Annotated in this window: 10 protein-coding genes and 1 pseudogene; 3 read left to right on the forward strand and 8 right to left on the reverse strand. The window is 72.5% G+C overall.

Going from position 1 to position 11,765, the window contains the following annotated elements:
- Nucleotides 1–51: 51 nt before the first annotated feature.
- Both mgrA and Phou_RS33550 read right to left on the reverse strand, forming a co-directional pair.
- Nucleotides 52–1,100 (reverse strand): annotated as a pseudogene (mgrA, locus tag Phou_RS33545) (L-glyceraldehyde 3-phosphate reductase).
- 84 nt (nucleotides 1,101–1,184) lie between these two features.
- Nucleotides 1,185–1,853 carry an NAD(P)-dependent oxidoreductase gene (locus Phou_RS33550; RefSeq protein WP_173063686.1) on the reverse strand — a complete coding sequence of 223 codons (669 nt, stop codon included), beginning with the start codon at nucleotides 1,851–1,853 and terminating at the stop codon, nucleotides 1,185–1,187.
- 66 nt (nucleotides 1,854–1,919) lie between these two features.
- Here Phou_RS33550 and Phou_RS33555 point away from each other — a divergent pair, with 66 nt between their 5' ends.
- Nucleotides 1,920–2,405, forward strand: a complete 486-nt coding sequence (locus tag Phou_RS33555) for a MarR family transcriptional regulator (protein ID WP_173063689.1) — start codon at nucleotides 1,920–1,922, stop codon at nucleotides 2,403–2,405.
- Here Phou_RS33555 and Phou_RS33560 read toward each other — a convergent pair.
- Entirely contained in the window at nucleotides 2,326–3,162 is an 837-nt protein-coding gene (locus Phou_RS33560) for an amidohydrolase family protein (RefSeq protein ID WP_173063692.1), read from the reverse strand. The two genes, Phou_RS33555 and Phou_RS33560, sit on opposite strands and share 80 nt — an antisense overlap.
- Before the next feature lie 240 nt (nucleotides 3,163–3,402).
- Between Phou_RS33560 and Phou_RS33565 the strand changes: the two genes are divergently transcribed.
- Nucleotides 3,403–3,894: a hypothetical protein gene (locus tag Phou_RS33565; protein WP_173063695.1), complete on the forward strand. Its 492-nt coding sequence runs from the start codon at nucleotides 3,403–3,405 to the stop codon at nucleotides 3,892–3,894.
- 725 nt (nucleotides 3,895–4,619) lie between these two features.
- Nucleotides 4,620–5,492: a bis(hydroxyethyl) terephthalate hydrolase gene (gene bdeA / locus Phou_RS33570; protein ID WP_173063698.1), complete on the forward strand. Its 873-nt coding sequence runs from the start codon at nucleotides 4,620–4,622 to the stop codon at nucleotides 5,490–5,492.
- A 44-nt stretch (nucleotides 5,493–5,536) separates the two neighbouring features.
- Here the strand turns inward: bdeA and Phou_RS33575 are convergent, their stop codons facing one another.
- From Phou_RS33575 to Phou_RS33600, 5 genes are all read right to left on the reverse strand, one after another.
- On the reverse strand, nucleotides 5,537–6,139 hold the full coding sequence (locus tag Phou_RS33575) for a QsdR family transcriptional regulator (protein ID WP_218579323.1): 603 nt from the start codon (nucleotides 6,137–6,139) through the stop codon (nucleotides 5,537–5,539).
- Nucleotides 6,140–6,305: 166 nt separating this feature from the next.
- Nucleotides 6,306–7,607, reverse strand: a complete 1,302-nt coding sequence (locus tag Phou_RS33585; protein ID WP_173063704.1) for a family 43 glycosylhydrolase — start codon at nucleotides 7,605–7,607, stop codon at nucleotides 6,306–6,308.
- 100 nt (nucleotides 7,608–7,707) lie between these two features.
- Complete coding sequence (locus tag Phou_RS33590) at nucleotides 7,708–8,718, reverse strand: TAXI family TRAP transporter solute-binding subunit (RefSeq protein ID WP_173063707.1); 1,011 nt, start codon at nucleotides 8,716–8,718, stop codon at nucleotides 7,708–7,710.
- Complete coding sequence (locus Phou_RS33595; RefSeq protein WP_173063710.1) at nucleotides 8,715–10,853, reverse strand: TRAP transporter permease; 2,139 nt, start codon at nucleotides 10,851–10,853, stop codon at nucleotides 8,715–8,717. The genes Phou_RS33590 and Phou_RS33595 overlap by 4 nt, the downstream gene beginning before the upstream one ends.
- 106 nt (nucleotides 10,854–10,959) lie before the next feature.
- Nucleotides 10,960–11,742, reverse strand: a complete 783-nt coding sequence (locus tag Phou_RS33600) for an alpha/beta fold hydrolase (protein WP_173063713.1) — start codon at nucleotides 11,740–11,742, stop codon at nucleotides 10,960–10,962.
- Between the last annotated feature and the right edge of the window lie 23 nt (nucleotides 11,743–11,765).

Below are 11,765 nucleotides of genomic sequence, written 5' to 3' on the forward strand. Positions count from 1 at the left end.
AACCCCGGCCTCCGCTGCCGGGCCCGCGGGGCAAGCCCGGCGGGCAGACCGCTAGGCGAGCGTCCCCTCGCGGGCGTCGCGCCACAGGTCGACCGACGCGGTGCCCGCCGACAGGATCTTGTCTATTGTGGACAGATCGTCGTCGGTGAACGTGAGGTTGTCCAGCGCCCCGACGTTCTGCTCGAGCTGCGTGACGCTGCTGGCGCCGATCACCAGCGAGGTCACCCGCGGGTCGCGCAGGGCCCAGGCGAGCGCGAGCTGGGCGAGGCTCTGCCCGCGTCCGCCGGCCACGTCGTTGAGCGCGTTGAGCTGCGCGAGCCGGGTGTCGTCGATCGAGTGCGGGTCGAGCGACTTGCCCTGCGTGGCGCGGGAGCCTTCCGGGATCCCGTTCAGGTACTTGCCGGTCAGCAGCCCCTGCGCGAGCGCCGTGAACCCGATGACCCCGCGCCCACCTCGGCCGCCGCGTCCAGCAGGCCCTCGGTCTCGACCCAGCGGTTGAGCATCGAGTACGACGGCTGGTGGATCAGCAGCGGCGTGCCGAGGTCGCGCAGGAGCGCGGCCATGCGGCGGGTGTGCTCGGCGTCGTACGACGATATGCCCACGTAGAGCGCCTTGCCCGCGCGGACCGCCGCGTCCAGCGCCGCGGCGGTCTCCTCCAGCGGGGTGTCCGGGTCGTAGCGGTGCGAGTAGAAGATGTCGACGTACGCGAGGCCCATGCGGGCCAGCGACTGGTCGAGGCTGGCCAGCATGTACTTGCGTCCGCCGCCGCCCTGACCGTACGGGCCCGGCCACATGTCCCAGCCGGCCTTTGTCGAGACGACGATCTCGTCCCGGTACGGCCGCAGGTCCTCGCGCATCAGCCGGCCGAAGTTGATCTCGGACGCGCCGTACGGCGGGCCGTAGTTGTTGGCCAGGTCGAAATGGGTGATGCCGAGGTCGAAGGCGCGCCGGCCGATCGCGCGCTGCTCCTCGAACGGCTTGTCATCGCCGAAGTTGTGCCAGTAGCCCAGCGACAGCACTGGCAGGTCGAGGCCCGAGCGGCCGGTCCGGCGGTACTGCATCCCGCTGCTGTAGCGGTCCGAGGCGGCGATGAAACTCATGATCTCACTATCGCGACCCGCTCCCGTGGCCGTCCAACAGAAGAACAAGATTCGATTCAGCAGGCGTTTTGCTAAATCGACGGGTCACGTGGCGATGCCGACCACCTGCTTGACCGTCTCCGGCTGGTCGACCATGCGGAGCATGTGGTGGGCGACGTCCGCGCGCGGCACCGAGAAGCCGCCCCGGATGTTGCGGTTGAACGCGACCCGGTAGCGGCCGGTCAACGGCTTGTCGGTGAGCTTCGGCGGGCGTGAGACGGTCCACTCCAGGCCGCTCTCGCGTAGCAGCTGCTCGGTCAGCGCGAGGTCCGCGTAGTGGGCGCCGAACATCGTACGGGCGAACCGCGCTCCCAGGTGCCGCATGAAGAAGCCGTCGCCGGGGTCGTGCTTCGGCGGCGCGGGCTCGCCCGGCACGGGCACCGGGCCGACCGGCGCGGCGCTCACCACGATGATCCGCCGGACGTGCTCGGCCTGCATCGCGGCGACGATCGCCCGGGTGCCGCGGGAGGTGACGCCCGCGTCGGCGCGCGGGTCGCGCGGCCCGAGGCCGGACAGGACGGCGTCCGCGCCGCGCACGGCCGTGGCGAGCGCGGCCATGTCGGGGGCGGCGAGGTCGACGGCGACGGTGTGTACGCCCGGCGGCAGGCCGCGCGGCCGGCGGGCGACCGCGGTGACCTCGTGTCCGGCGGCGACGGCCTGCTCGACCAGGTGCTTTCCGATGCCGCCCGTGGCGGCCACGACGGTGAGCTTCATGGGCCCGATCCTCTCTATGGCGTACGATATGAGAACCATAGTATTTGAGTTTGAGGGCCAGACAATATGACTCCCGTAACATCTCGCGACCGGCCCACCCGGCGGCAGCTCACGAACCAGATCAAGGACTCGCTCCGCGACCTGCGCAACCAGCTCTCGATGCTGAACCGCCAGGTCGGCGCCCACCTCGACCTCAAAGAGGTCGACCTCGACTGCCTCGACCTGATCAGCCGCCACGGGCCGCTCAGCCCCACCGCGCTGGCCCGCCGGGCGGGGCTGCACCCGGCGACGATGACCGGCATCCTCGACCGCCTGGAGCGGGCCGGCTGGATCGCCCGCGAGCGCGACCCGGCCGACCGCCGCGCGGTCACGCTGCGCGCGCTGCCCGACCGGGGGCGCGAGGTGTTCGGGCTCTACGCCGGCATGAACGGCGCGATGGACGACCTCTGCGCCGGGTACGACGAGGAGCAGCTCAAGCTCCTCGCGGACTTCCTGCGCCGGAGCACCGACGCGGGCGCCGATGCCACGGACAAGCTCGCCGCGCGAGGCTGAGCGCTAGCGCGGCATGCGTCCGGCGAGTCGCGGGAAGAGGCGCAGCGCGTTTCCGCGGTTGACCGCGGCCAGGCTGCGCCGCCCGTACCGCCGCGGGGTCGGGGCCTTCGCCCTGCCGGCCGGCGGACTCGACCCGGCCGGCGGCGTAGGGCAGGAAGCCACCGGCGTGCGCCAGGATGATCGACAGGTCGCGGTACCGATCGAGCGTGCCGGACGCGATCAGGCTGAGCGCCGCCCGCGTCGTGTCCAGCAGGAAGTCGGCGATGAACTCGTCGACGCCGGGGATCTGCACGTCCCCGTCCGGCAGGCCGTCGGGTGGACGAAGACCACCGCCCGCCGCCGGTTGAGCGGGTCGAAGACGGGGTCGCCGAGGTAGCGGCCGCCGACGCTGGCCATGAGGATCACGCCGTCCGCGCCGAGCTCGTCGAAGGCGTACGCGACCTGCGAACGCGAGGTCCGTGTGCAAGGGCGCCACGTTGGCGAAAAAGCCGAAGCGGTCCGGGTGGTCGGCGACGAGCTGGGCGTACGACTCGTTGCACACCCGCACTCCCTCCTCCGCCAGTTCCCGGTCCTCGAACGCGACGGACGGCACCGGCGCCGACACGACCGCCGCCGCGATGTCGTTGTCCCGCATGACCGCGAGCGCGTCCTCGACCCGCCAGTACGCCCAGGTCGGCCCGCCCACCTCGGGCAGGAGCCCGTTGTCGACCGCCCACCGCCGCATCCACTCGGGCACCGCGTGGTGGTGCGTGTCCACCCGCCCACCGCGGCCGCGCCCGCCCGCGGAAGCCGCCTCGCCGCCGAGTACCTGCCGTCGACCGACTTCGTCCGCCCGCACCGGCCCACCCACCACGACCCGCTGTAGCGCGTTCGCGGTCGGGGTGTCACTGTCCAGGACCGGACAGTGCGTGAACGGGTGATTCGCACGCCGTGGCGTCACCGTCCTCAGTAACGTGTGGCCGGACCTGCGTGAGTCGTGGAAAAGGCTGGAAGTCCGTTGCGGAAACGTCTGATCGAGATCGTGGTCGGTGTCATCGTGGCGGTCCTGGGCGCGATGGTGGTGGGCTGGCTGGGTCTCAACGGCCCGCCCGCGTCCGGCCAGGACGCATCGACCGGTCAGGGGGCGTCGACCGGTCAGGGAGCGCCGCCCGTGGACGCGGCGGGGGAAGGCGCGGCAGGCGAGCGGCCGGCCACGCGGCGCACGCCGGGTCCGGGCAGCCGCCCCGTCAACCGCCTGGTCATGGACGACGGCGTGAACACCGTGACCCTCGCGCGGCTGGAGGTGACCCGCTCGGGGAGGCTGAAGGCGCATCTGGTGTACCAGAGCCACTCCACCGGTCCCTGGACGCTGACCTGCCCGGCACCCGGGCCGGACCTGCAGTCGTCCCACCTGAAGCTCCACGATGGACAGCGGATCTACCCGGTGAGCACCTTCTGCAGCGCGGAGCGCCCCGGGGAGACGTTCGCGCTGCGGCCGGGGAGAAGCTGAACAGCTGGGGCGAGTTTCCCACGGCTCCGCCGGCCGGGACGGTCTTCTCGCTGACCTGGTACAACATCGGGACCGTCGAAGGGCTGACGCTCTAGCGACCTTCTGGCGTCGTCGCTCCCGCGGCCTCACCCTCCGCGGTCGTCCAGCTCAACCCAGGAGCCTGCTCCGGCAGATCTTGGCAAGTTAGCGTCGAAATGGCGCGCCAACTCACCAAGATCTCGAAGCGCACACCGCCCGCACCTGATCGACAGTCACCGACCGCGACGACGGCGCCGAACCGCGGGTGGACTCGCGCGGCCCCGGCTCGAAAGGTCTGCAGACCCCGTAAAGCTGGCTGCTGCGGCGCGGACAGCGTGAGCTGGAAGCTGTCGCACGGAAGCAATCCCCACTCCGAGAGTCGAGGCGCGTCATTTCGGCACCAACTTCCCCAGATCTGCGGGAGCTGGCTTTTCGGGGCTGAGCCGGGCGACCGCGGAGGGTGAGGCCGCGGGAGCAACGGTCCGGACCACGACGGACATCGCGGCAGCTCACATCTCGTTTTGGGTTGGGCATCCACCCGAAGAGCGCCCTGACCGCGAAGGGTCTCCAGCCGCTGCGACGGCCGTCTCAGGTTGCTCGGCGAAGCTGGCCACCCTCCAAGATCATGTTTAATGTTCGTTACGTCAAGCGTCGACGTATTGACATGTATTACGGGGGTGAAGGGGCAACCGTTAAGGAGACTTCACATGCGTTGGAGAACGACGGCATGGGCGGCCGGAGCCCTCGGGCTCGTGCTCGCCGGCACGGTCGGGTTGGCACCGCGGGCATTGGCCGCCGACAATCCGTTCGAGCGTGGACCCGCTCCGTCGAACGCGAGCGTCGAGGCGCGGCGCGGGCCGTTCGCCACGTCGCAGACGACGGTGTCGCGGCTCGCGGTCAGCGGCTTCGGCGGCGGCACGATCTACTACCCGACCAGCACGTCGGAGGGCACCTTCGGCGCGGTGGCGGTCGCACCGGGCTTCACCGCCACCCAGTCCAGCATGGCCTGGCTGGGCCCGCGGCTCGCGTCGCAGGGCTTCGTCATCTTCACGATCGACACCATCACCACGTCCGACCAGCCGTCGAGCCGGGCCCGTCAGCTGCTCGCGGCGCTGGACTACCTCACCCAGTCCAGCTCGGTACGCTCCCGCATCGACGCCAGCCGCCTCGGCGTCATGGGCCACTCGATGGGCGGCGGCGGCACGCTCGAAGCGGCGATCGACCGGCCCGCGCTGCAGGCCGCGATACCGCTGACGCCGTGGAACCTCGTCAAGTCCTTCTCCCGGATGCAGGTGCCGACGCTCATCATCGGCGCCGAGAGCGACTCGATCGCGTCCGTCCGGACGCATTCCGAACCGTTCTACGAAAGCCTCCCGTCCGGGTTGGACAAGGCCTATCTGGAGCTCAACAACGCCTCGCATTTCGCGCCGAACAGCGACAACACGACGATCGCGAAGTTCAGCATCTCCTGGCTCAAGCGTTTCGTCGACAACGACACCCGCTACGAGCAGTTCCTCTGCCCGCGGCCCTCGGTGAGCACCGCGATCTCCGAGTACCGCGACAGCTGCCCCCACTCATGACCCGGTGAGCGGAGAGGGTGCCGGCCCGCGTGGCCGGCACCCTCTCACGCCGTCAGGTCGGTGAGCACCGCGCGCAGCATGCGGTTGGTGACCGCGGGCGTGGGGTTGCCGCCGTGCAGCATCTCGCCGTAGATGACCGACTCGACGATCCGCACGTACAGGTACGCGCGGCCGCGCAGCTCGGTGTCGGCGGGCGCGGCCGGCAGCTCGAGGCAGTCGCGGAAGATGCGGGTCTGCGCGACGATGAACCGCTCGTGCACGCGCCCCGCCGGCGTCAGCAGCACCCGCGCGGCGGTCTCCGGCTCCTGGGCGATGAACCGCCGGAACGGGCGCGAGCGGGCCAGCGAGTCGCAGAAGCGGCCGGTCACCTCCACCACGCCGGTCACCCCGGTCGCCGAGCGGCCGCGGAAGGCGTCGGCGAGCGTGCGCGAGCCCAGGTACCACAGCACGTCGCCGAGCACGCGGTCGCGGGTGCCGGCCACCCGGTAGAGCGTCGCGCGGCTCACCGCGAGCTCGACGGCGAGGTCGTCCATAGCGAGGCCGCCGCGCGCGAGGAAGTGCCGCGCGCCGCCGTGCACGACCACGTCGTAGCTCACCACCCGCCGTGCGCGTTCCGGTCCCGAGGCCGCCACCCCCTCCATCCTCATGTACCTCAATACGGTACGACTCGGACGCCGGATGCAGGAGGGTCGATCCAAGATCTCTGGCAGGCTGTACCCGTGGACCGGCGGAGGTGTCGCTGCCGTACACCTACCTGGGCGCGGACGACCGCGCCGGGTCGAACTACACGAACCAGCCGGCCGTCCACTCGTACTACGCGACCTCGACGTAGTCGAGCTCGGCCCAGCGCGACAGGTACTGCAGGCGCAGCGTGTTCCACCCGGCGTTGAGGGTGACGTCGACCGGCACCTGGCGGTACGTGTCCCACCCGGTCTGCGGGTAGTTGACCACGACCTGCGCGCCGCCGTTGACGGTCAGCCGGTGCTGGGCGTCGCCGAAGCCGGCCGCGTAGCAGACGTACACGGTGTAGCCGCCGGCCGTCGGCGCGAACACCGTGAGGTCGACCCAGCTGTCCGCGTAGTCGATGTACCCCGCGACCGCGCCCTGCGAGGCGTTGGCCGCGCCGGTGCGCACCGAGGCGCGGTTGAGCACGCCCCGCTCGGCCTCGGTGCGCACCCGGCTGCCGCGCACCACCGGCAGGTCGTTGGCCCAGCCGAGGTCGGCCCGGTACATGCCGCGCCCGCCGCCGGGCAGCCACCCGTGCAGGAAGATGTTGCCGCCGGCCGCGTCGACGTCCGCCCCGCCCGGACCGCTGACCGCGCCGTCGAGCGAGGCGGAGGTGATCAGTGGCCGGAAGGCCTTCGCGTACGGCCCGGTGATGCCCGCCGAGGTGGCGTAGCCGGTGTGGTAGCTGGCGTTGCCGTACGGCCCGGCCGAGTACAACAGCACGTACCGCGAGGCGCGCCGCACCAGCACCGGCGCCTCGATCACGCCGGCCTCCTCGGCGCGGTCGTTGCGGAGCAGCTCGGTCCGTCCACCTTGGAACGTCAGGCCGTCGGCCGCGACCGGCTGCAGCCAGATCGACGGCGGCTGCCCGATCGCGTTGCGGTCGTCCTTGTAGAGCAGGTACCGCCGCCCGTCGGTGTCGACGAAGCTGGACGCGTCGATGTCGCCCGCCTCGCCGGTGTTGCAGACCAGCGGTCCGGTGCCCACCGGCGAGAACGGCCCGAGCGGGCTGCCGGACAGCGCCGCGCCGATGCACTGCCGCCCGGCCGACCGGCTGCGCGCGGTGTAGTAGAGCAGGTACTGCCCGTCCGCCCGCCGCGATACGTCGGGCGCCCAGGTGAGCCCGCCGCTGGCCCACGCGCCGAGCGCGGGCAGCGCGTCACCCCGCACGGTCCAGGGCCCGCCGGCCGCGGCCGCCGTCGCGACCGGCACGTTGCCGCCGCTGTTCGTCGCGTAGGCGTACCAGGTGCTGCCGAACCGCGACACGTCCGGGTCGGGGAAGTCCCGGTTGACGACGAGCGCCGGCCGGGTGGTGACGGCGTGCGCGGGCGCCGCCGGAAGCACCGCGACGAGCAGGAGCGCTGAAGCCACCGCGATCAGGCGCCGCATCGCACACCGCCTCCAGAGCATCGACTGATGCCGATACTCTAAACCTTCTTTCCAGAATTGTCCCGGCCCGGTCCGGCGGGCCGGATCAGGCCGGATCAGCTCAGGCGGGTGCCCCGAGGTCGTCCAGGGCCTTGGCCGCGCCGCGGTGCAGCGTCACCGGCGTGGTCTGGCGGGCCTTGTCGAGGCCGATCTCCTTCGCGGCCGCGTTGGCCTGTGCCAGCTGCGGCTGGCGCTCGAAGAGGGCCTTGGTGAGGGCGCACACCACGTTCGGGTCGGTGTCCTGCTTCACCAGCAGCAGGTTCGGCACCACGATGGTCTTGGCGTCCGCGGTCATCCCGTAGGTGGCGGCCGGGATCACGTTCTCCTCGTAGACCGGGTTGACCTCCTTCATCTTCGGCAGCAGCGGCGTGATGTCGATGAACCGCACCTGGTCCTTCGCGGTGGTGAAGAGGTCGGTGATGCCGGGCGTGGGCAGGCCGCCGGACCAGAACATCGCGTCGATCGAGCCGTCCTTCATGCCGTCGACGGTCTTGGTGAGGTCCAGGCGCTGGGCGGACACGTCCTTGGCCGGGTCGAGGCCGGCGGCGGTGAGCAGGCGGTTGGCGATCACCTCGGTGCCCGACCGGGGCGAGCCGGTCGAGACCCGCTTGCCCTTCATCTGCTCCACGGTGGTGATGCCGGCGTCCGTGCGGACGACGACCTGGGTGTAGTTGGTGTAGATGCGGGACAGCGCCTGCACCGGCTGGGGCGCCTCGAAGCTCCCCTTGCCCTGCACCGCGTCGGCCGCGGTGTCCGCGAGCGAGAAGGCGACCTGGTACGTGCCGGCCACCAGCTGCTGGATGTTCTGTACCGAGGCGCCGGTCTCGGCCGCGGTGGCCTTGACCTTGCCGCCGGTGGCCTCGGAGATCTGCTCCGCGTAGGCGTTGCCGAGCGCGAAGTACACGCCGGTGGCGTTGCCGGTCGCGATGCCGACCCGCACGTCGCCGGCCACCTCGCAGGTGACGTCGCCACCCGCGTCGGTACCGGCGGCGTCCTGCCGCCCGCCGCAACCGGCCAGCCCGGCCGCGCTCAGCCCGAGCGCGAGGACGGCGGCGAAAGTGCGAGTTCTCATGTGGACTCCTTCCCCAGGGGTGTTCGGCGGCGCACGGCCACCGCGGCCAGTGCCGCTGCGAGCAGCACGCAGCCCGCCGTGATGGTGACCGGGTGCAGGTAGAGCAACAGCAGGCCGGCGGCCGCGGTGACGATCCGTTCGGGTGTACCGGCCGCGCCGAGGCCGAGCACCCACCCGCCGGTGGCCACCGCGAGCGCGGCGACCGCCAGGCAGGCCACCGCCGACGTCCAGACCACTCCCCAGACCGGGCCGCGGCCGAGCAGGTACTCGCCGGGGCCGGTGAGCACGAACGTGACCGGCACCAGGAACGCGGGCAGCGCGTACTTCAGCGCCTGCCACATCGTCGGCACCGGCCGGCCGCCGGTGACCGCGGAGGCGCCGACCGCGGCCAGCGCCGTCGGCGGCGTCACCTCAGAGAGCACCGAGTAGTAGAAGACGAACATCGCGGCGGCGGGGCCGGGCACGCCGAGCGTGAGCAGCGCCGGGCCGATGATCACCCAGCCGATGATGAACGAGGCCGTGACCGGCACCGCGAGGCCGAGCAGCGAGAGCGCGACCGCGGCGAACACCACGGTCAGCGCGAGCACGGCGGTGCGGCCGTCGGCCAGCGACTCGGCGGTGCGCACCAGCAGCGACGCGACCTGGGCGCCGAGGCCGGTCTTCGTCGTGATCGCGGTGATGATGCCGGCCGCCGCGCACACGGCCGCCACCGGCAGGACGCCGCGCACCCCGGCGGAGAGCGCCTCGAAGAGGCGGCGCGGGGTGAGGCGGCCGCGCCGGTCCAGGAAGGACAGCAGGAAGGCGAGGGCGGTCGCGTACACGACGGCCTTCGTCGCGCTCACGCCGAGGGCGAGCAGCACGACGATCGCGACCAGCGAGGAGAAGTGGTACCCGAACCGGGCCAGCAGCCGCCACGGCGAGCCGACGTGCAGCTCCACCGGCTTGACCCGGAAGCGGCGGGCGTCGATCTCGACGGCGAGCAGGATGCCGAGGTAGTACAGGACCGTGGGGATCATCGCCCACCCGAGCACGGTCAGGTAGGAGACCCTCAGGTACTCCGCGACGATGAACGCGGCCGCGCCCAGCGTCGGCGGCGACAGGATCGCACCCACCCCGGCCGCCGCGAGCATGCCGCCGGCCTGCTCGGCGGGGTAGCCGGCCCGGCGCAGGATCGGCCAGGTGACCGCGCCGACGCTGACCGCGGTGGCGGTGCCGGATCCGGAGACCGTGCCGAGCAGGAAGCCGGACGCGACCGCCGTGCGCCCGGCGGCGCTGCGGGAGCGGCGGAACGCCGCGACCGAGAGGTCCACGAAGAAGCGGCCGGCGCCGGAGAGGTCGAGCACGGCGCCGTAGACGGTGAACAGCACGACGTACGAGGCGGCGACGTCCAGCGGGGTGCCGTAGAAGCCGCTGCCGGAGTTGTAGAGCGCGTCGACGATCTGGCTGAAGTCGAGGCCGGCGTGCGCGATCGACCAGCTCTGCGGCAGCAGGCCGCCGTAGTAGCCGTACCCGAGGAAGATCAGGCAGACCGCGGGCAGCACCCACCCGGTGGTCCGCCGGCAGGCCTCCAGCACCAGCAGGAGAAGGACGCCGCCCATCGCGACGTCCGCGGGGGCGAGCAGGCCCTGGCGGTCCAGGAAGGCGTTGTACCCGCCGCCCGCCTCGCCCACCGCGAACGGCAGGAGGGGGTACAGGCAGACGGCGAGCGTGACCGCCGCCAGCACCCAGTCCAGCGGCCCGGGCAGGTCGCGCTCGCGCGCGGCGGCCGGCGCGCGGCGCAGCCGGGCGGGGACCGGGAGTCCGGCCCGGTAGCCGAGGAAGACCAGCGGGAGCACGCCGGCCAGGAAGATGATCAGGTAGTACTGGCTGCCCTGGGCGAGCGGCCGGAACACCTGCCACAGCACGAGCACCGCCACCGCGAACGCGACGACCGCCACGCCCCGCTCCACCGGCCCGGTGAGCCGCCGCGCGGGGCGCTCCTCGTCGTCGTAGACCACGAGCGGCTCGCCGGGCGGAGGCCCCGGCGCGTCCCGCGGCGGGTCGGGCGCGGCGCCCGGTCCGCGGCCCGGCTCGTCTTCCACAGTGGACACCGGCGGCTCGCCTGAGCGGGGTGCCCCGTCCCGCCTTTCGGACATAGCCGGACCATACTACGGATACATCGAGGTATCGCGCTTTCTAGATCGATTACGCGCCGAGCGGTCGCTCCGGCGCGCCTTCCGGGGGTGTCCCCGGCGACCCGGTTCACCCGGAGGTGGGACCCTCGGCAAGCAGGAAGCGGCGCAGCGCCGGTGCCACCACCGACGGGTCGGCGACGTGCCCCTGCCGGGCGAACGTCGCGCGCACCGCGTCCGGCAGCAGGCCGGCGAGGGCGTCGGCCGCGTACTCGAAGAACTCGTTGCCGCCGCCGGTGGCCACCAGCGCCGGCCGGGTGACGGCGGCGAGGCGGGCGGCCGGCGGCGGCCCGTAGAGCGCGGCGTCGTACGCGAGCGTGGGCGCCAGCTCCTCCAGCCCCGCCCAGTAGGGCGATTGGCGCGCCCCCTCGATCTCCGTGTCGGACGAACCGGCCAGCCGCATGAACAGCTCCAGCGCACCGTCCCGCCGCCCCGCCGCGAGGGCCTCGGCGAGCCGCTCCCGGTACTCGTCGTAGCGGCCGCCCGCGTCCGGCGACGGGTCGTAGGGCACCTCGTAGAGCGCCAGCCGCGCGACCGGCACCCCGGCGGCGGCCGCCTCGAGCGCGAACATCCCGCCGGACGAGACCCCGTACAGGTGGACGGGCTCCCCGGCCTCGGCGGCGAGCGCCGCCAGGTCCTCGACCTCGCGCTCGACCGCGTACGGCGGCGTGTCGCCGCTGCCGCCCCGCCCGCGCCGGGCGTAGTTGTAGACGGTGAAGTGCGCGGCCAGGGCGGGCACGAGCGGCGCGTTCTCGGAGCCGTCGTCGAGCGCGCCACCCACCAGGACGAGTGCCGGCCCGCTGCCCTCGCGCGTGTACGCGATCGGCGTACCGTCCCGCGACACCACCCTCATCGCCGCCCCTCGGCCCGATCCGT

Source organism: Phytohabitans houttuyneae (genome assembly GCF_011764425.1).
Classification (GTDB): Bacteria; Actinomycetota; Actinomycetes; order Mycobacteriales; family Micromonosporaceae; genus Phytohabitans; species Phytohabitans houttuyneae.